Consider the following 19,653-nt stretch of genomic DNA (forward strand, 5'->3'; position numbering starts at 1 on the left):
TGTTCCTTCTGTTTGGCGTAGATTGCCGCCATGCGCTTAGGAAGGCGCTTTTCGGCATTCGCAATCAACTGATTGCGTTTCTCTTCGGCTCGCTGCTGGGCGAGCTTCTTACGGACGGAGCGAGGTGCAGCCATTAGAGCGACCTCGCATAATCAAGCCCGCGTGCAATCTTGGCGGCTTCAATCGCCTCGATATTGCGAAGGCCGAAGCGCTCTTTCAGAGCCGGGATAAGACGATCTGCGCAGGTCGCGCGGTTATCGTGAAGCCATTGCGCGGCCTGATTTACGAGGGCTGGGCGGTTTGACAATTCCCCGCTAAGTGCTTGACTTTCGGTATCGGGTTTGACAGAAATTTCGCCGTAAGGTGCTGTTTTCGGCTCGACAGACGCGGCTTGAAAATCCGCGTGTCGGTGGTTCAAATCCGCCTCCGGGCACCATTAATTCTCAAAAAATCTCAAAGTATGGAAGATAGTGCTGGAATTTCGTATTTCGTCGCATATTCAATTTTTCACATAGTCGAATTCTAAAAGGCTATGCTGGTGCAGTTGCCTAGACTAAACGTTAGAGATGTATTTCTTTCCCGGCTTAAATAGCGTCGCCGAAGCCACAAGTATGCGAGGTGATGTTCAAAGCTTACTTATCAAGATTTCGTACTCATCCAAAAGATCTAAGTAGTGCGCGTCCAACTCTACGATCTCTGCGCGTCGGTCTCGACTATCGATTATTGTATTCACGGGTTGCTTAACGTACGTTGAAGGAGTTAGGAGGTAATCCTTAGATTCTATTTCTGTCTTGCTTACTAAGATGCTGAACCCTGGCTCAGTCAGACGTCGGTGGTACACGCTGGCAATTTGATCCACGGATGTGTCGTCTAAAACATTTTTCTTTCCTCGACGGTTTCCCAATGTGCTTGCATCGACGAAAAGCGTCCCGATGTCTTGATCATCCACTGGTCGGCACAAGACGACGATGCAAGTCTCTATCGCAGTGATAGGAGCAAAGAGTCGTGCTGGCAGCGCAATTACCGCGGCTATTGCTCCTTGTTCTACTAAGCTCCTTCGAATTCGGATATCTGTGCCTGTCCTAAAGAGGACGCCATTAGGAACCAGAACGGCTGCCGTTCCGAGGTTGTCCAAGTGCTCATAGGCTGAAAGCAGGTATGCAAGTTCGCTTGATATTCTCCCGCTTGAACGATGGGCGAACAGATGGTTATCGATCAACCAATCCAGTTCCGCGATTGGTATTTGTATGCCAAACGGCGGATTTGTCAGTACGATGTCAAATCGACGTCGTTTTTGCTCCCACCCATTGCGTATATCAACCGCTTTTAGGCGCGGACCTAACTCTATCTCCGCATGCTTCGCACCATTAACTACGAGCCGAATCTTAGCCCAAGAACAGGCGTATCCATTCGCCTCCCGTCCTACGAACAGTGTTTGGTCAGGATCAAGTATTTTTTGGGCTGCGAGAAGTAGGCCTCCGCTACCACATGCGGGATCGAACACTGTATTATTAGACGCGCCGCGGCCTGGGAGTGACGCCATCAAACGGGCAACTTCACGAGGTGTTTCATGGGCCCAAGGGAATTCGAGGTCGTATAGTCGTTCCTGCAACCAAGACTCAAAGCAGTCTTGCGTATATACCTGATCAACCAATGTGAGCCACTCTAGCGTAGTACGTGGATCAAGTTGTTTGAGATCATTCAATAGGTACTGGCTGAACGGCGCATCTTCCCAAAATAGACGACTTTCCACTTGTCTAGCGATTTGCAGAACATCGCTAGATGTCGAGAGTGAACCGATCGAAGGTCCAAGTTCATATTTCTGGCGCAAAAACTCTAGTGCAAAAAGTGCGATCGGTAGGCCCAGATTGGGATGCCCTGAGATACGTCCGAGTTCTTGCATCCTCTTTAGGCGTTGATCGAGTTCGCGCCAAACTTCATCCTCGTGCATCTGCATTCCTCATATAACGTGCCAAAATAGCCAAGGCCTCGTCTCGTCGCATTTGGGCGCTGCCGATGGCGATTCGATAAAGTTCGTCTGCAACGCAAATAAGACGAGCTAAATTTACTTGGTCTTCACGTGGAGGAACAATAAGCGTTAAGCTTTCTAGATCCCTCAGTGTCAATACGGGTTGAGCAGTACCCGAAATTCGACTTAGCAGAAACGCGTGCGTTTCAGCTTGTCGAAGAAAGGCGCACAGCAGTTCTGATTCAATCTGCGATTCGGGCCCAGGGCGAATGATAATAAAGTTGGCGCTTGCTACGCATCCAGCATGTTTTTCACTCACGACCGCGCACTTGAGGAGAGTACCCCGAGCACTGACGAGGACATCCCCGACTTGCAGTTCTTGCCGACCTACTCTTTTAGGGTCGACGTTCGCGATTTCGAGAGTGTCTGGATATGTTATGACGCCATCATTGATATCTTTAACTTGAATAAATCGTAAGGCTCGCGAACTGGCCTCGCTCGAGGCAACACGAGTTAAATTCAGCCCCATGAACATAGAGGCAACAAGCTCCGTTATTCGCCTGCTCTTGGCTACGGGATCCGGTTTAGTCACAATGATTCCTATCGCAGTATTTTTTCTACTGATTGACTTTTCGCTCGAGTTTCACTAAATGTCAATCCTGAGGTGCTGCTTGCGAATTGGGTTTTGCATAGTACCGACGTTGAACGGGGCAAAGCTCGGAGGTTAATATGGGCGCGATCGACATCAATCGTCTTATGCTGGTGTTGGGGGTCGTAATGATCGCCTGCATCGCTGCAGCGAGCAATTATCGCGTGGAAATCAGCGGTGGTACGGTGAAGTTCGAAAAGAACATTGAGCGGACTGACTCACACGTTTTCTCCCCTTCTGTGTATGGTGAAAAGGTAACTCAATGAGCGGCCATACTAGCGGATTCTGGAAGTACGCCCCATTCCCCGGTAGAGAAAATCGATTGTTGCGTAAGAATAATCAATTTAGTCATTTGGGATGGCGTGCCTTTACTCCTGATCCTTACAAATGCTCTCGATTATCTGTATTCTGCTCCGCCCGGTCCCGATAAAGCGCCGCGCGCCCCAGCAGCATCAGGGAAACCGGCGTGGTCACCGTCATGAAGATGCCGATGAAGATTTCGTGGAAGGCGAAGCGGTCGCCGGAGACGGAGAAATAGATGATCGAGGCCATGACGATGCCACCGGTGCCCCAGCTGGTGCCGAGGGTTGGCGCATGCAGGCGCTCATAGAAGCTGTTGAGCCTGGCAAAGCCGATGGTGCCGATCAGCGTCAGCGAAGCGCCCAGGAGCACGAAGAAGGCCACGAGAATGGCGGCCCAGAGCGGAAATTCTGCAGCATTGTTCATTCGATCACCTCGCCACGCATCATGAATTTGGAAAGGGCGACGGTGGAGACGAAGCCGAGGATGGCGATGAGCAGCGACGCTTCGAAATAGATGTCGTTGCCGGTGCGCAGGCCGAAGGTCAGGAGAAGCAGCATGGCGTTGACATAAAGCGTATCCACGCCCAGCACGCGGTCCTGCGCGCGCGGGCCGATGGCGATGCGGTAGACCGAGATTGCCATGGCGATGGCGAGCATCAGCTGCGCCAGCGAAAAGGACCAGAAAAGGATAATCGAACTCATTCGAATATCTCCATCAGCAGTTTTTCATAACGGTTCTTGATGAGGCTTATCCACGCCGCCTCATCCACATCGTCCAGAACGTGAAGCAGCAGCGTGCCCTGGCTGGAATTATATTCGAGCCACGCGCTGCCCGGCGTCGAGGTCAGGATCGTCGCCAGAACGGCAAGCGCCATGGGATCGCGAATCTCGAGCGGCACCGCCAGGAAGCCGGATTTGCGGTTTCTTTCGCGCTGGAACAGGATGATCTTCGCGACCGAGAGATTGGACCGGACAATATCGTAAAGCACGATCAGGATCAGCTGCACCAGCCTGTGCCAGTTGCGGATGCGCGGCTTGGCCGGCCGAAGCGACGCCATCGCCCAGGAGGCGATGAGGGCGACACAGGTGCCGAGCAGCAGGTGCCCCGGCGAAAAGCTGTTGATCGTCAGCCAGAAGAAGATCAGCGAGACCGTCAGAAGCGGGTAGGGGAGGAGACGCCTCATCATGGCTCCGCCTCCGGATTGCCGCCCGCTCGTGGTGCGGAAATGACACCCTGAATATAACTTGCGGGCAGGTCGAGAATACGCGCCGTCTCCTGCATGTAACGCATCACCGGTCCCGCCTGCACGGTCATGGCGAGCGTCAGCCCGAGCAGCAGCATGATGGGCGCGATTTCGATGACGAGAACACGCGGCACCGTTCCTTCGATGGAGGCCCAGAAGGTGCGGATGCCGGCGCGGGTCATCGAGATCAGCGAAGCGAAGCCGGAAAAGACGATCAGGAAGACGATCCACCAGGAGAGCGTGGAAACGCTGTCATTGGCACCGAGCCCGGAAGGGTTGAGAATGGCGGTCAGCATCGAGAATTTGGCGATGAAGCCCGAAAGCGGTGGCAGGCCGGCGAGAAGAATACCGCAGGCGGCAAAACAGGCGCCGAGCACCGCCATGGTGGCGGGCATGGTCACGCCGACTTCTTCCTCCTCCTCTTCCTCGTCACCTTCACCATAGGCTTCCATGGTCACGGCAAGAACGTTCGCGCCGGCATCCTGCCCGCGCTCGACAAGTTCGATCAGCATGAAGAAGGCGCTGATGGTGAGAGTGGAGCTGACCATGTAATAGAGCGCGCCGGCCGCGACCGTCGGATTGCCGGTGCCCATGGCCGCGAGAAGCGTTCCCGACGATACCAGAACCGAAAAACCGGCGAGCCGCCCCAGCGCCTGCGACGCCAGAACCCCGATGGCCCCGAAGATGATGGTGGCGATGCCGCCGACCAGCAGGGCGTCATGGCCGAAGCCCGCTGATTCGCCTGCCGTCTGCCCGAAGAGCAGGAAGGACAGGCGGGCGATGACATAAATGCCGACCTTGCTCATGATCGCGAACAGCCCACCAACGGGTGCGGAAGCCGCGCCATAGGCGGAAGGCAGCCAGAAATTCAGCGGCCACATGCCGGCCTTCACCAGAAATGCGATACCGAGGATGGCCGAGCCGGTTTCCAGCAGCATGCGCTGGTCGGGGTTGAGGCCCTCGATGCGGTGGGCAAGATCACCCATGTTGAGCGTACCGGTGACGCCATAGATGAGGCTGACGCCGATCAGGAAGAACAGCGCCGCAACGAGGTTGATGGCGATGTAATGCAACCCGGCCTTCACGCGCTGCTGGCCGGAGCCATGCAGCAGCAGGCCATAGGAGGCAGCGAGCATCACTTCGAAGAAAACGAAGAGATTGAAGAGGTCACCGGTCAGGAAGGCGCCATTGACGCCCATCAGCATCATCTGGAACAGCGAATGGAAATGCGCGCCGGACTTGTGCCATTTCGCCATCGAATAGATCAGTGAGGGAATGGCGAGCAGCGCGGTCAAAAGCACCATCAGGCCGGACAGGCGGTCTGCCACGAGCACGATGCCGAAGGGTGCCGGCCAGTTGCCGAGCAGATAGACACCGCTCGAGACCACGGCCGCGATCTCGGTATTCACCGTCGAGTTCACCTCGCGGAACAGCAGGATCGCGACCACCAGCAACAGCACGGTGGAGGTGAAGCTGATGGCGGCCTTTGCGACGCGCTGGCGCTCGTCGAAGAACAGCAGCAGGGCGGCGGTGATCAGTGGCAGCAGAATGGGGGCGATGACGATGTGGAAGGGGAACGACATCATTTCGTCTCCCTCCCGTCCACATGGTCGGTGCCGGTGAGGCCACGGGCGGCAAGCAGCACGACAAGGAAAAGTGCGGTGGTGGCAAAGCCGATGACGATTGCCGTCAGCACCAGTGCCTGCGGCACGGGGTCGGCCAGCGTGGAGCTGTCGACGCCGTTCACCAACACCGGCGGTGCATTGGTCTTGATGCCGCCGACGCCGAAGATGAAGAGATTGACGGCATAGGACAGCAGCGAAAGTCCGACGATGACCTGATAGGTACGCGGGCGCAGCACCAGCCAGACGCCCGAACCGGTCATGATGCCAATGCCGATTGCAAGAATGAGTTCCATTACACGTCCTCCGCTTTTGCGGCGTCAGGCGTGCGAACGCGGTAGTTACGCAACGATTGGTGTGCCAGTGCTATCAGGATAAGAACGGTGGAGCCGACGACCAGCGAGAAGACGCCGAGATCGAACAGCAGGGCGGATGCCGTCGGCATTTTGCCGATATAGGGTATCTCCGTATACTGGAAATAGGAGGTCAGGAACGGGTAGCCGAAATACCAGGAGCCGATACCGGTGGCTGCCGCCATCAGTAGGCCGAAGCCCATCCACCGCAGCGGCAGGATGCGGATGCGGTCTTCCGCCCAGCGCGCGCCGCCGGCGAGATATTGCAGCAGGAAGCCGATGGCCATGGTGATGCCGGCCGCAAAACCGCCGCCGGGCATATCGTGGCCGCGCATGAACAGGAAGATCGAGAAGGTGATGATGACCGGGAACATCCACTGCATCACGATCGACGGCACATAGAGATAGTCGCGCACCGTATCGCCATTGCTGCGGTCCGGCCGTTCGGCATCGAAGGCGTTCTGCATCTGCTGCTGTTCCGGCAAACCGATGCTTTCATGCGCGGGACGGAAACGGCGAAGCAGCGCGAAGACGGTGAGCGCCACGATGGCCAGCACCGCAATTTCGCCGAAGGTGTCGAAGCCGCGGAAATCGACCAGGATGACGTTGACGACATTGGTGCCGCCGCCTTCGGTATAGGCGCGCTCCAGGAAATAGGTCGCAATCGCGTTCGGCACCGGCAGCGTCATCACGGCATAGGCGATAACGGACATGCCGATACCGCTGGCAGCGGCCAGCAGGAAGTCCCGGGCGCGGCGAAGCTGCGCCGGCAACTCATCGCTGCTGTCGACCTTTTCGAAGCGTTTCGGCAGCCACCGGAGACCAAGCAGGATGAGAACCGTGGTGACGATTTCCACCAGAAGCTGGGTTATGGCGAGATCAGGCGCGGAAAGCCAGACGAAGGTGAGGCAGGTGACAAGCCCGGAAACGCCGAGCATGACGAGGGCGGCAAGCCGGTGATATTTCGCCTGCCAGGCGGCGCCCATGGCGGCAATCATGCCGATCAGCCACAGGATGGCGAAGATCGGATCGAAGGTCGTGACGCGCGGCAGCGACAGGGAGAATTCCGAAAGGAACAGAGGCGAGAAACCGGCAAGAAGCGCCACGAGGATGAGAAGCCTCAGCTGCGGCTGCAGACGCCGCGTGCCGAGCCTGCTTTCCAGCCACCGCGCCCATTTCCAGGACACGGTGACGAGAATGCGCTCGAAGATGCGCTGGCCCCGCAAATGCCGGAAGACCGGCGGACCGTCATCGCAACGCGAGAAATAACCGCCGAGCAGGGCATAGATCGTCACACCACCGATCAGCGCCGCGATACTCATGATCAGCGGCAGGTTGAAACCGTGCCAGATCGACAGGCTGTAGACGGGTGTCTGCGCGCCGAGCACGGACAGCACGGCCGAATGCAGGAACGGGCCGATCGAAAGGCTCGGAACGATGCCGACGATCAGGCAGGCGAAGACGAGGAACTCGATCGGAAAACGCATCCAGCGCGGCGGCTCGTGCGGATTGGGGTTCGGCAGATCGACGGGCTTCGGCCCGAAGAAGACCGTGTGGATGAAGCGCAGCGAATAGGCGACGGCGAAGGCGCCCGACAGCGTCGCGACATAGGGCAGAGCCCGGTCGAGCAGAGAGTCCGCGTGGGTCTCGACCGCCTCGGCAAAGAACATTTCCTTGGAGAGGAAGCCGTTGAACAGCGGCACCCCGGCCATTGCCGCACTCGCCGCCATGGCGAGCGTCGCGGTCGCTGGCATATAAGTATAAAGCCCGCTTAAGCGCCGCATGTCGCGGGTGCCGGTCTCATGGTCGATGATGCCGGCCGCCATGAAAAGCGAGGCCTTGAAGGTGGCGTGGTTGACCATGTGGAAGATGGCCGCCACCGCCGCCAGCGGGCTGCCGAGGCTGAGCAGCGTGGTGATGAGCCCGAGGTGGCTGATCGTTGAATAGGCAAGCAGCCCCTTCAGATCCTGCTGGAACATGGCGAAATAGGCGCCGAGCAAAAGGGTTATGATACCCGCTACGCCAACCAGCCAGAACCATTCCGGCGTACCTGCTAGAACCGGCCAGAACCGCGCGAGCAGGAAAACCCCGGCCTTCACCATGGTTGCGGAATGCAGATAGGCGGAAACGGGTGTGGGCGCCGCCATGGCGTTGGGCAGCCAGAAATGGAACGGAAACTGCGCGCTCTTCGTCAGCGCGCCGCCAAGAATGAGGATGAGCGCCGGCACATAAAGCGGATGGGCGCGAATGGCGGCGCCGGCCTCGATGATCCTGTCGAGATCATAGCTTCCCGCCATGTGGCCGAGGATCAGAAGTCCGGCCAAAAGGCTGAAACCGCCGATGCCGGTTACGGTCAGCGCCATGCGGGCGCCGTCGCGCGCGCCGGCATTCTGATGCCAGTAGCCGATCAGCAGGAATGAGAAGATGCTGGTCATCTCCCAGAAGATCGACAGCAGGATCACGTTGCCGGACAAGACAACGCCGAGCATCGAACCCATGAAGGCGAGAAAGAAGGCGAAAAACCGAGGAATCGGATCTTCCGCCGACATGTAATAGCGTGCGTAGAGCACCACCAGCAGACCGATGCCGGTGATGAGCATCGCGAAAATCCAGGCGAAACCATCCAGCCGCAGGGTAAAATTCAGTCCGAGCTGGGGCAGCCACTCCGCATCATATTTCAGCACGCCGCCGTCGCTGATGGTCGTATAAAGAAAGATGCTGCTGGCGAGGCCAAAAAGGGCCACGGCGCCTGCGACGGAGGCCGGTCCGGCGGCCGCACCCTCGCGCGGCATGAAAGCCGTCAGGAATGCGCCGACGAAGGGCAATGCGACAATAAATGGAAGAATGGTTGCAAGTGTCATATGCGGCGGCGGTTTTCTCTGAAATGGGAGCCTACGGCGGGTTTCCGACGACTCCGATCCCTCAAGGCTCATGGTGAACCGAATGATGAGGACCGCCGGAATGACTAATACATAATATGCGGAGGCGCGCGTGGAACCACGCTGGCAAAGTCTCGGAAAGCTTGTGGCACGATGGCAACAGCGACAAGCAAGGCCTTGGCACTGTCGGTGATGTCGAGGGTCGAAGAGGGGAATTCGTCGGGCCGAAGCCCTGAGGTGGCAAGGCCGGTCTTGCAGGCATAGTCGTTGCCGCTATCACAATCCTTTTCGCGAAGGGAAAGGGAACGGCTGAGATCGACAGTCTGCAATCGCTCCAGGCGGCTGGTCTTGGAGAGGGCCTTGACGCCGGATGGAGCCTGGAAGCCGATCATGACGAGCAGGCTGGCAACCACGAGGCCGATCAACACTTGCGGATGGTGCCTTGAACTGCGGCTTTTCTCCATCCTTGGCAAGTTGGCATCTCCTTGATCGAAAAGGTCTCTTTAAAGCATCACCGTTGAGCGAATATCCTGTTGATTTGTTTTAGGGGAAGGCGCACGCGCTTGTCCAGCGCACGGGCCGGAAAAACCGCCTGAAGGGTCCGATTCCTTTTCGCTTTTGCCAGTTTGCGGCAAAGTGAGGGCGGTAACGGCTAAAAGCTTTTACAAATTTTACCGTTTGACGCGGGCGGACAGGTTTCTTAACTTTCAAGCAAGGAATTAACCATAAAGATTGGTAGTATTTCCACGGCGGAATGGGGTTCTCTCCCCTTCCAGGCATGACGCCGCACTGCCGTACCGGGGCCGATCCGGTATTTTCGTTTCTTGGTTCAGGAAAGTCTGGCAAGCGTCGATGCCGCATCGTCCGCGATGGGTATGTTCGTTCAAAAATCCCCAAAGGGTGCTGACGTTCTGAACCTTGGCCAATTTGGCCGGGTTTTACCGGCCGTCATGTTGTTGGGGACGTCGGTTGGGGCAGGATTTGCCATCAGATCAAGCGCGCAGATCGGCAGGCGGAAGCCTGTCGGGACGGTTGCGCTTTGCCGGCCTCGATGAGACGCAATCCGATTTCCTGCGCAATTATCGCGGCATGCTGGAGCCTTACGTCAAGGCCGGCCTGCGCGACGTGATGACCCGTTTCCAGTCCATGCCGGACTGTTCCCCGTCCTTTGAAAGCGAAAACCAGCTTGATCGTCTGCACGATCTGCAATCCTCGCACTGGAGCGTGCTGACGGATGCGCGTTTCGATGCGCTTTATGCCGAGCGGGTGAAGGTTCTCTCCGATAATGCCAGCCGCATGGGCCTCGATCCGCGCTGGCAGATCGCCAGCCACGCGGTCGTTCTGGAACATCTTGTCGGCGGGCTGGTGGCCGAACACGCGCCGCGCTCCATCCTGCCGGGCAACCGCAGGAAAAACCGCGAGCTGGCGGAAGCCGTGAAGAATGTCGTCCGTCTGGTGATGGTCGATACCGAGATCGCCGTGTCGCTGCGTTTCAACGAACTGCGCCTGCGCCACGGCCGCGAACTCCAGGAACAGCGTGACAATGACCGTTCCGAAGCGGCAAATCTGCTGGGTACGGCACTGACGGCCTTTGCCGCAGGCAATTTGCAGGCCCGCATCGGCAATGACGTGCCTGAAGCCTATCGGGACGTTGCGGTCACCTTCAATACGGCGCTCGAGACGATCGGTGCATCGCTGATATCTGCCCAGAACGGTGTAGGCGAGGCCGAGGCGCTGAGCGCGCGTTTTGCCGATATTGGGCGCTCCATTGCCGAGCGTTCCCGCCAGCAGGCCGAAGCCCTTGCCGAAACGTCCCGCGCGCTTCAGGCGATGATTGCGCATGTGGCGGAAAACGGCGCCCGCATATCGGCGACGGAAAAGGCGGTTTCCAGCGCCCGCGACGCGGCCGTCGAAAGCGGCAGGGCAATCGGCGAGGCGATCGACGCCATGTCGGACATCGAGCAATCGGCCGAGCAGATCGGCAAGATCATCGGCACCATCGATGAGATCGCTTTCCAGACGAACCTTCTCGCCCTCAATGCCGGCATCGAGGCGGCGCGGGCGGGGGAAAGCGGACGCGGTTTCGCCGTCGTCGCACAGGAGGTCCGCGCGCTTGCCCAGCGTTCCGCCGATGCCGCAAGAGAAATCAAGAGCCTCGTCGGCTCCACCAAAACGCAGGTCGAGGGTGGCGTGCGCATGGTCAACCGCACGCAGGAGGCCATCGGCGGGGKGGTCCGGCAGGTGTCCGGCATCAACGACATGATCGCCGAAGTCTCCCGGCATACCGCCGATCACGCCGGCGAATTGCAATCCGTCGCCGCCGATATCGACGAACAGCAGCGGCAGGTCGGCCGGAATGCGAAAGATATGGGCGCCAGCGCTTCCGAAGCCGATGCGCTTCACACCGTCATTCTGGAACTCGGCCGCACCGTTCGCGAATTCCGTATTGCCCGTCAGGAACATTTTGCTGCGGCCGCCGGTGCGGATCGGCAGCACTCATCATTTATGGCCCGTGGGGATAACCGCACGGATAGCAGCCAGGATTACCAACAATTCAGACGTCAGGGAGTCATGTAATGGCAGCCAGAAAAGCAGCTGAGGCGACGCTGAAACTGTCACCGGTGCTGGATCTCAACGAAGCATCGGCGCTGCACGGCAAGCTGATGACGCTGAGAGGAGCACCCTTGTCGGTCGATGCGTCCGAGGTGGAGCGTATCGGAGCCCTTTGCGCCCAGGTCCTCATGGCCGGCGCGAAATCCTGGGAGGAGGACGGCAAGCGGTTCGGTTTTGCCAGCGTGTCCGATGCATTCGACAAGACCATGAAACTGATAGGCGTCGATATCGATCATTTGCTCCTGAAGGAGATGCAAAAGTGAAGAAAAAAGTTCTCACCGTGGATGATTCCCGGACGATCAGGAACATGCTCCTGGTCACGCTCAACAATGCCGGTTTTGAAACCATTCAGGCCGAAGACGGCATCGAAGGCCTCGAAGTGCTGGAACAGAGCAATCCCGATGTCATCGTGACGGACATCAACATGCCCCGTCTCGACGGTTTCGGCTTCATCGAGGGCGTGCGGCGCAACGAGAAGTACCGCGCGATCCCGATCCTCGTCCTGACGACCGAAAGTGATGCGGAAAAGAAGAACCGTGCCCGCCAGGCCGGTGCGACCGGCTGGATCGTCAAGCCGTTCGACCCCGCCAAACTCATCGATGCCATTGAACGCGTAACCGCCTGATACGGGACATTTCACGATGGATATGAACGAAATCAAGGAAATCTTTTTCCAGGAATGCGAGGAGCAGCTCGCTGAACTGGAATCGGGGCTTCTTAAATTGAATGACGGCGACCGTGATCCGGAAACCGTCAACGCCGTTTTCCGTGCCGTTCATTCCATCAAGGGCGGGGCCGGTGCCTTCGGTCTCGATGATCTCGTGGCCTTCGCCCACGTTTTTGAAACGACCCTCGACTGCGTTCGCTCCAACAAGCTGGAGCCGACGCAGGATGTTCTCAAAGTCATGCTGCGCTCCGCCGATGTGCTGGCGGACCTGACCAATGCCGCAAGAGACGGCGGCAGCGTCGATGAAAGCCGCACCCGTGGCCTCGTCAAGGAACTGGAAGCGTTGGCCAACGGCGAAGCCGTTCCGGCATCCGCGCCGGCTCCTGTCGCCGTGAAAGCGCCGGAACCCGTCAAGGCCAAGCCGACGGATGAAAGCGGCTTCGAGCCGATCCCGTTCTCCTTCTCGGATTTTGCCGACGAAACCACGCCATTGATGGAAGCGCCGTCCTTCCAGATCACGTTCAAGCCGCACGCGTCGCTTTATTCGAAAGGCAACGAGGCGGCCCTTCTCCTGCGCGATCTTTCGCGCATCGGCGAGATGAGCATCAATTGCGATACGTCGGAACTGCCTTCGCTCGACAAGCTCGATCCGGAAGCCTCCTATTTCTCCTGGACGGTTTCGATCAAGACCGACAAGGGCGAGGAAGGAATCCGCAGCGTCTTCGAATTCGCCGAATGGGATTGCGATCTCGAAATCACCCCGATTGTTTCGGATACTGCCGTGGAAGAAGAACTTCCGATGATCCCGGTTCCGTTCGATCTGTCTGCTCTCGATAACGGACCGGAAGAACAGCCCGCCGTCGAAGCAGCTATGGTGGAAGAACCCTTTGTTGCAGCAGCCGTCGAGGCGGCCGTCGCGACGACGCAGATCGCCCAGAGCGTCAATGCCGCCATTGAAAAGCGCGAGGCGGCGGCAGCGCCCGCAGCCGCGCAGGCAAATGCCAATGCGGCCGCCAATGCGAGCGCCGGCCAGACCATCCGCGTCGATCTCGATCGCGTCGACCGCCTGATCAACCTCGTCGGTGAGCTCGTCATCAATCAGGCGATGCTGTCGCAGAGTGTCATCGAAAACGATGCGAGCGGCACGTCTGCCGTCAATATGGGCCTCGACGAGCTGCAGCAGCTGACGCGCGAAATTCAGGACAGCGTCATGGCGATCCGCGCACAGCCGGTGAAGCCGGTCTTCCAGCGCATGTCGCGTATCGTCCGCGAAGTCGCAGACATGATCGGCAAGCAGATTCGCCTCGTCACCGAAGGTGAGAACACCGAAGTCGACAAGACGGTCATCGACAAGCTGGCCGAACCGCTGACGCATATGATCCGCAATGCGGTCGACCACGGCATCGAAACGCCGGAAAAGCGCGAAGCCGCGGGCAAGAACCCGGAAGGTACCATCAAGCTTTCCGCCAAGCACCGCTCGGGCCGCATCCTGATCGAACTGCAGGACGATGGCGCGGGTATCAACCGCGAGCGCGTACGCCAGAAGGCCATCGACAACGACCTGATCGCTGCCGATGCGAACCTKACAGACGAGGAGATCGACAATCTGATCTTCGCGCCGGGCTTCTCCACGGCGGACAAGATTTCCGACATTTCCGGCCGCGGCGTCGGCATGGATGTGGTCAAGCGCTCCATTCAGGCGCTGGGTGGCCGCATCAGCATCTCGTCGCGTCCCGGTCTCGGCTCGACCTTCACCATGAGCCTGCCGCTGACGCTTGCCGTTCTCGACGGCATGGTGGTGACCGTTGCCGGCCAGACGCTGGTGGTGCCGCTGACGGCAATCGTCGAAACCCTGCAGCCGGAAGCGAAGAACATTCATTCCTTCGGCGCCAATCAGCGGCTGATCTCCATCCGCAATTCCTTCTGCCCGTTGGTCGATGTCGGTCGTGTCCTGAACTTCCGCCCGACCCAGGCCGATCCGGTGGAAGGTGTCGCCCTTCTGGTGGAATCGGAAGGCGGCGGCCAGCGTGCGCTGATGGTCGATGCCATCCAGGGCCAGCGTCAGGTCGTCATCAAATCGTTGGAAGCCAACTATACCCATGTTCAGGGCATTGCCGCCGCCACCATCCTCGGCGACGGGCGCGTCGCTCTCATTCTGGATGTCGATGCCATTGTCAGCGCCTCGCGCGGACAGCCCCTGAAGCAGGAAATGTCGCTTGCGGCGACAGGTTGAAAGCGGATCATCCATGGCAGCACTTAATTTCAGCGACCAGCGCCAGTCTCCCGACGAGGTTCTTGCCAGCGGTGAATATCCGCTGACGAGACGCGATCTCTCGGAAATCGCGGCGATGATCTATGCGGATGCGGGCATCTATCTCAACGACACCAAGGCGTCGCTGGTCTATTCCCGCCTGTCGAAGCATATCCGCAATCTCGGCCTTTCGGGCTTCCGCGAATATTGCGCATTGGTGTCCTCACCCGACGGTGCGCAGGCGCGGCGGGAAATGCTGTCGCACCTGACGACGAATTTCACGCGGTTCTTCCGCGAGAACCATCATTTCGAACATCTGCGTGACGAGGTCCTGCCGGGCCTCATCGCACGGGCAAAGAGCGGCGGGCGTGTCCGCATCTGGTCGGCCGCCTGTTCCGACGGGCAGGAACCCTATTCGATTGCGCTCACCGTGCTCGCCATGTTCCCGAATGCGGCCGATTACGATTTCAAGATCCTGGCGACGGATATCGACCCGAAGATCCTGGCGCAGGCCCGTGCCGGCGTTTACGACGACAATGCGCTTGAAACCGTGTCTCCCACCATGCGCAAGCAATGGTTCACGGAGGTCGATGCCGGCGGTCGCCGCAAGTTCCGCATTGACGACAAGGTCAAGCGCCTCATCACCTTCAACGAGCTGAACCTGATGACGCAGTGGCCCTTCAAGGGCAATTTCGACGTCATTTTCTGCCGCAACGTCGTCATCTATTTCGACGAGCCGACGCAGATGCGCATCTGGTCGCGTTTCGCCGGGCTGCTGCCGGAAGGTGGACACCTCTATATAGGCCATTCCGAACGCGTGTCCGGTGATGCCAAGAACCTGTTCGACAATACGGGCATCACCACCTACCGCTTCATTGGCCACGCATCCGGGAGGAAGGCATGAGCGCACTCGCACGGGTACTCGTCGTCGATGACAGCCCCACCATGCGCGGCCTGATTTCGGCCGTCCTCAAGGCTGATCCGGAGGTCGAGGTGGTCGGGCAGGCCGGCAACGCCATGGAAGCACGCGCCGCCATCAAGCAGCTCAATCCCGATGTCGTGACGCTCGACATCGAGATGCCGGAGATGAACGGTCTCGAATTCCTCGAAAAGATCATGCGCCTGCGGCCCATGCCGGTGATCATGGTCTCGTCGCTCACCCATCGCGGCGCGGATGCCTCGCTGGCCGCGCTTGAAATCGGCGCTTTCGACTGTGTCGGCAAGCCGGCGCCGGGCGATGCGCGCCCCTTTGGCGATCTGGCCGACAAGGTGAAGGCCGCCGCCCGCTCACAACACGCCGCATACCGCGCAGCCCGGCCGGAAGCCGCTGCCGCGCCGCAGCCGGTTCCGATGAGCGAATATCGGGCAGGCCGCAAGGTCGTGGCCATCGGCTCCTCCACGGGCGGCGTCGAAGCACTGATCGCGGTACTGCAGAAGTTCCCCGCCAATTGCCCGCCGACCGTCATCACACAGCATATGCCGCCGACCTTCACCAAGAGCTTTGCCGAGCGGCTGAACCGCATCTGCGCTCCCGTGGTGGAAGAGGCGACGGACGGCGCGCGCCTGCAGACCGGCAAGATCTACCTCGCGCCGGGTGGTGAGCGTCATCTGCAGATCGCCAACCGGTCCGCTCCCTGCTGCCGGCTTCTGGATCGTGATCCCGTCAATGGCCATCGCCCCTCGGTCGATGTGCTGTTCGATTCGGTGGCCGAGCTTGCCGGACGCAATGCCGTTGGTGTCATTCTCACCGGCATGGGTCGCGATGGCGCGGCCGGGCTTTTGAAAATGCGCCATGCCGGTGCCCGCACCGTCGGCCAGAACGAAAAAACATGTGTCGTCTATGGCATGCCCCGCGTGGCCTATGAGCTGGGCGCGGTCGAACAGCAATTGCCCCTGGCCTCCATCGGCGAAGAAATCCTGAAACTAACCACTGCCCGCAAAGAAGGTGCTGACTAATGTCTCTCGCAGAAAAGATCAAAGTTCTGATCGTTGACGATCAGGTGACCAGCCGGCTGCTCCTCAGCGATGCGCTGACACAGCTCGGCTTCAAGCAGATCACCGCCGCCGGCGACGGCGAGCAGGGAATGAAGATCATGGAGCAGCAGCCCCATCATCTCGTCATCTCCGACTTCAACATGCCGAAGATGGACGGTCTCGGTTTCCTGCACGCTGTGCGGGCGAACCCGACCACCAAGAAGGCCGCCTTCATCATCCTCACCGCGCAGGGCGACCGCGCGCTGGTGCAGAAGGCCGCCCAGCTCGGCGCCAACAACGTGCTGGCCAAGCCCTTCACCATCGACAAGATGCGCGCGGCCATCGAAGCGGTTTTCGGATCGCTGAAATGATTGAAGCTGCGGCCAAGCGCGTACATATCATTCAGGGCGAGTATAAGGTCGTTGGTGATCCCGATGTGGTTCTGACGACGATACTCGGTTCGTGCGTGGCCGCCTGTCTGCGAGACCCCGTTGCCGGCCTGGGAGGGATGAACCACTTCCTCTTGCCGGGAACGGGCAATGTGACCGGCGGAGATGCGACGCGTTACGGCGTGCATCTCATGGAACTCCTGATCAACGGCCTCTTGAAACAGGGGGCGCGGCGCGACCGGCTGGAAGCCAAGATTTTCGGCGGTGCGAAGACGATTGCGAGCTTTTCCAATGTCGGTGAGCAGAATGCCATCTTCGCCATGAAGTTTCTGAAGGACGAAGGCATTCCGGTCATAAGTTCCTCCACGGGCGGGGAACACGGCCGCAAGATCGAATTCTGGCCGGTCTCGGGCCGTGCGCGTCAGCATCCGCTCAGCGGCGCGGAAACCCAGAAGACGGTCGCCATGGAAACACGTCCGGTGCCGGCTCCCAAACCCGTCGCCAGCGATATCGAATTTTTCTAGTCACGGAGTTTCCAATGCAGCTTGCAGAGCACACCGCCACCACTCCGTTCGAAGAAGCCCTGCCGGATGTTCTGATGCGGGTGGTATCGGAACTGCACGATGTCGCCTATCTCATCGAACGCATCGAGCCGCAGCTGCTCGAAGTGACCAGCGGTCAATTGTCGAGCGAAGGCGTCAAGCTGTTGCAGGGCATCGACCTCGCCGTCCAGAAAACCCGCGGCCTTGCCGAATTCATCGACACCATCACCGGTTCCATCCCCGCGGACTGGTTCGTGGATGTCTCCACTGCACTCAGCCTCGTCAAGCTTGCGGAAATGCAGAAGGCGCTCGGCGCGGCCTTCCGCCATGGCCATTCCCAGCCGCTCGACAAGGCTTCCGGCGACTTCGACCTGTTCTAGACCGCATTTCCGCCGATGTTCCTTTCCTTCGCGGGATGCGGAGGAAGGCAACGCTCGCGCAAGCTTCGCACCCTATTGTCACTACGGGGCCAAAAGGTCTCGGACTCTATGAATGACGGTGCGGAACAGAATGAATCTGTTAAATCAAATCCCTCAGGTCTTGAAGAATGTCGCGTCTCTGGGCCAGACACGGCTGCTGATGCTGGGCGGCGTGGGCGTTCTGTCCATGGCCATTATCCTGGCCGCAGCGCTTTATGTGAACCGTCCTGCTTACGAGACCCTCTATGTGGGTCTTGAAAAAAGCGACCTCAACAAGATCAGCATTGCGCTCGCCGAATCGGGTCTGGACTTTCAGGTGGGGACCGATGGTTCCAGCCTTCAGGTTCCCGTTGGCCTCACGAGCAAGGCGCGGCTGCTTCTGGCCGAACGTGGCTTGCCCGACAGCGCCAATGCCGGTTATGAACTTTTCGACAATGTCGGTTCGCTTGGCCTGACCTCCTTCATGCAGGAAGTGACGCGCGTTCGCGCCCTCGAGGGTGAGATCGGCCGCTCCATCCAGCAGATCGACGGGATTGCGGCCGCACGTGTCCATATCGTCATGCCGGATGTCGGTAATTTCCGCCGCGGCGAACAGAAGCCCACCGCATCGGTCATGATCCGCGCGAGCGCATCCGCCGGCCGCAAGGCCTCCGCCTCCATTCGTCACCTTGTCGCCTCGGCCGTTCCCGGCCTCGAAGTCGATGACGTGACGCTGCTCGATTCGACCGGCCAGCTTCTGGCGTCCGGTGACGACGTCACCAATGCGGCAATGAACCGTTCGCTGACGCTGGCGCAGAACGTTCAGCAGGAAATCGAAACCAATATCGACAAGGCGCTGGCACCTTTCCTCGGCATGGACAATTTCCGCTCCAGCGTGACGGCGCAGATCAATACCGACAGCCGCCAGATCCAGGAAACCGTCTATGATCCGGAATCGCGTGTGGAGCGTTCCGTTCGCACGGTGAAGGAAGACCAGAAATCCCAGGAAACGCAGCCCGACACGGCCGCGACGGTGGAGCAGAACGTGCCGCAGGCCGCGCCTCAGGGCGGTGGTGGCGGTCCGCAGTCTTCCGACCAGTCGGCCAAGAAGGAAGAGCAGACCAACTACGAGATCAATTCCAAGACGGTCGCCACGGTCAAGAACGGCTATACCGTCGAGAAGATCTCGGTTGCCGTGGTCGTCAACAAGGGTCGCATTGCCAAGATGGTCGGCGAACCCGCCGATCAGGCCAAGGTCGATGCCTATCTCGCGGAAATGCAGAAGATCGTCACCTCGGCGGCGGGCATTTCTTCCGATCGCGGCGACATGGTCACGCTGACGGCGATGGACTTCCTGGAAACGCAGCTGCTTGACGAGGCTGCCAGCGGACCGGGCATCATGGAAGTGCTGAGCCGCAATTCGGCAGGCATCATCAACTCGCTCGCCTTCGTCGCTGTTGCCTTCCTCGTCGTCTGGCTCGGTGTACGTCCTCTGGTTCGCACGGTTGCCGGCAATGGCGCGGCTGCGGGTCAGCTCAGCCAGGAAGCCGCCGGTCTGGAATTGCCGGACTTCTCTCCCGGCATGGATGCGGGCGCCGGCGGTCTCATGGAAGGTTTCGGGGCGGACTTCGGCTTCGACAGCACCGACGATCTTCTGGCGGGCGGCGACAGCGAGGGCACATTCAATCGCCGGGTTCGCGAAGGACCGGAACGCAGGCTCTCCCGCATGGTGGAAATCAGCGAGGAGCGAGCCGCCAAGATCCTGCGCAAATGGGCGATCGAAAAAGCAGCATAATGACAA

Annotated in this window: 21 protein-coding genes; 11 read left to right on the forward strand and 10 right to left on the reverse strand. The window is 59.3% G+C overall.

Going from position 1 to position 19,653, the window contains the following annotated elements; all coding sequences use genetic code 11:
* Positions 1-133: 133 nt before the first annotated feature.
* The 3 genes from QD336_RS23665 to QD336_RS23675 form a co-directional block, all read right to left on the reverse strand.
* Entirely contained in the window at positions 134-418 is a 285-nt protein-coding gene (locus tag QD336_RS23665) for a hypothetical protein (RefSeq protein WP_499172386.1), read from the reverse strand.
* A gap of 207 nt (positions 419-625) precedes the next feature.
* Positions 626-1,951: an N-6 DNA methylase gene (locus tag QD336_RS23670; protein ID WP_499172387.1), complete on the reverse strand. Its 1,326-nt coding sequence runs from the start codon at positions 1,949-1,951 to the stop codon at positions 626-628.
* The gene (locus QD336_RS23675) at positions 1,938-2,504 is read right to left on the reverse strand and encodes a restriction endonuclease subunit S (RefSeq protein WP_499172389.1); all 567 of its coding nucleotides are present in this window, start codon (positions 2,502-2,504) and stop codon (positions 1,938-1,940) included. The genes QD336_RS23670 and QD336_RS23675 overlap by 14 nt, the downstream gene beginning before the upstream one ends.
* Positions 2,505-2,698: 194 nt before the next feature.
* Here QD336_RS23675 and QD336_RS23680 point away from each other — a divergent pair, with 194 nt between their 5' ends.
* Positions 2,699-2,884 (forward strand): hypothetical protein, encoded by a 186-nt coding sequence (locus tag QD336_RS23680; RefSeq protein WP_499172390.1) that lies wholly within the window; start codon positions 2,699-2,701, stop codon positions 2,882-2,884.
* Between the two features lie 115 nt (positions 2,885-2,999).
* Here the strand turns inward: QD336_RS23680 and mnhG are convergent, their stop codons facing one another.
* The 7 genes from mnhG to QD336_RS23715 form a co-directional block, all read right to left on the reverse strand.
* The gene (mnhG, locus tag QD336_RS23685) at positions 3,000-3,344 is read right to left on the reverse strand and encodes a monovalent cation/H(+) antiporter subunit G (RefSeq protein ID WP_035227592.1); all 345 of its coding nucleotides are present in this window, start codon (positions 3,342-3,344) and stop codon (positions 3,000-3,002) included.
* Positions 3,341-3,622 (reverse strand): K+/H+ antiporter subunit F, encoded by a 282-nt coding sequence (locus QD336_RS23690; RefSeq protein WP_046800546.1) that lies wholly within the window; start codon positions 3,620-3,622, stop codon positions 3,341-3,343. Before QD336_RS23690 ends, mnhG begins: the two co-directional genes overlap by 4 nt.
* On the reverse strand, positions 3,619-4,107 hold the full coding sequence (locus QD336_RS23695; RefSeq protein ID WP_499172392.1) for a Na+/H+ antiporter subunit E: 489 nt from the start codon (positions 4,105-4,107) through the stop codon (positions 3,619-3,621). Before QD336_RS23695 ends, QD336_RS23690 begins: the two co-directional genes overlap by 4 nt.
* On the reverse strand, positions 4,104-5,750 hold the full coding sequence (locus QD336_RS23700; RefSeq protein WP_269341902.1) for a monovalent cation/H+ antiporter subunit D: 1,647 nt from the start codon (positions 5,748-5,750) through the stop codon (positions 4,104-4,106). Before QD336_RS23700 ends, QD336_RS23695 begins: the two co-directional genes overlap by 4 nt.
* Positions 5,747-6,082, reverse strand: coding sequence for a Na+/H+ antiporter subunit C (locus QD336_RS23705; RefSeq protein ID WP_020810384.1), 336 nt, complete (start codon positions 6,080-6,082; stop codon positions 5,747-5,749). The genes QD336_RS23700 and QD336_RS23705 overlap by 4 nt, the downstream gene beginning before the upstream one ends.
* On the reverse strand, positions 6,082-9,000 hold the full coding sequence (locus QD336_RS23710) for a monovalent cation/H+ antiporter subunit A (RefSeq protein ID WP_499172394.1): 2,919 nt from the start codon (positions 8,998-9,000) through the stop codon (positions 6,082-6,084). The genes QD336_RS23705 and QD336_RS23710 overlap by 1 nt, the downstream gene beginning before the upstream one ends.
* A gap of 104 nt (positions 9,001-9,104) precedes the next feature.
* On the reverse strand, positions 9,105-9,482 hold the full coding sequence (locus QD336_RS23715) for a hypothetical protein (protein WP_499172409.1): 378 nt from the start codon (positions 9,480-9,482) through the stop codon (positions 9,105-9,107).
* A 517-nt stretch (positions 9,483-9,999) separates the two neighbouring features.
* Here QD336_RS23715 and QD336_RS23720 point away from each other — a divergent pair.
* The 10 genes from QD336_RS23720 to fliF all read left to right on the forward strand — a co-directional run bounded on the left by QD336_RS23720 (position 10,000) and on the right by fliF (position 19,647).
* Positions 10,000-11,595 carry a globin-coupled sensor protein gene (locus QD336_RS23720; RefSeq protein WP_499172395.1) on the forward strand — a complete coding sequence of 532 codons (1,596 nt, stop codon included), beginning with the start codon at positions 10,000-10,002 and terminating at the stop codon, positions 11,593-11,595.
* Positions 11,595-11,894 (forward strand): STAS domain-containing protein, encoded by a 300-nt coding sequence (locus tag QD336_RS23725; protein WP_004439868.1) that lies wholly within the window; start codon positions 11,595-11,597, stop codon positions 11,892-11,894. Before QD336_RS23720 ends, QD336_RS23725 begins: the two co-directional genes overlap by 1 nt.
* A complete protein-coding gene (cheY1, locus tag QD336_RS23730) occupies positions 11,891-12,256 on the forward strand; it encodes a chemotaxis response regulator CheY1 (protein WP_003493773.1) in 366 nt (121 codons plus the stop codon). The genes QD336_RS23725 and cheY1 overlap by 4 nt, the downstream gene beginning before the upstream one ends.
* A 16-nt stretch (positions 12,257-12,272) precedes the next feature.
* Positions 12,273-14,531, forward strand: coding sequence for a chemotaxis protein CheA (locus tag QD336_RS23735; RefSeq protein ID WP_499172396.1), 2,259 nt, complete (start codon positions 12,273-12,275; stop codon positions 14,529-14,531).
* Positions 14,532-14,544: 13 nt separating this feature from the next.
* On the forward strand, positions 14,545-15,453 hold the full coding sequence (gene cheR / locus QD336_RS23740; RefSeq protein ID WP_499172397.1) for a protein-glutamate O-methyltransferase CheR: 909 nt from the start codon (positions 14,545-14,547) through the stop codon (positions 15,451-15,453).
* Positions 15,450-16,505, forward strand: coding sequence for a protein-glutamate O-methylesterase CheB (gene cheB / locus QD336_RS23745; protein WP_080826306.1), 1,056 nt, complete (start codon positions 15,450-15,452; stop codon positions 16,503-16,505). Before cheR ends, cheB begins: the two co-directional genes overlap by 4 nt.
* Positions 16,505-16,894: a chemotaxis response regulator CheY2 gene (gene cheY2, locus QD336_RS23750; protein WP_003503467.1), complete on the forward strand. Its 390-nt coding sequence runs from the start codon at positions 16,505-16,507 to the stop codon at positions 16,892-16,894. Before cheB ends, cheY2 begins: the two co-directional genes overlap by 1 nt.
* Positions 16,891-17,436, forward strand: a complete 546-nt coding sequence (cheD, locus tag QD336_RS23755; protein ID WP_269341919.1) for a chemoreceptor glutamine deamidase CheD — start codon at positions 16,891-16,893, stop codon at positions 17,434-17,436. Before cheY2 ends, cheD begins: the two co-directional genes overlap by 4 nt.
* Before the next feature lie 14 nt (positions 17,437-17,450).
* Positions 17,451-17,834 (forward strand): chemotaxis protein CheT, encoded by a 384-nt coding sequence (gene cheT / locus QD336_RS23760; RefSeq protein WP_269341921.1) that lies wholly within the window; start codon positions 17,451-17,453, stop codon positions 17,832-17,834.
* A gap of 130 nt (positions 17,835-17,964) precedes the next feature.
* Entirely contained in the window at positions 17,965-19,647 is a 1,683-nt protein-coding gene (fliF, locus tag QD336_RS23765) for a flagellar basal-body MS-ring/collar protein FliF (protein ID WP_499172398.1), read from the forward strand.
* Positions 19,648-19,653: the final 6 nt, after the last annotated feature.

Origin of the sequence: Rhizobium sp. BR 250 (genome assembly GCF_047445855.1) — a bacterium.
Classification (GTDB): Bacteria; Pseudomonadota; Alphaproteobacteria; order Rhizobiales; family Rhizobiaceae; genus Agrobacterium; species Agrobacterium tumefaciens_I.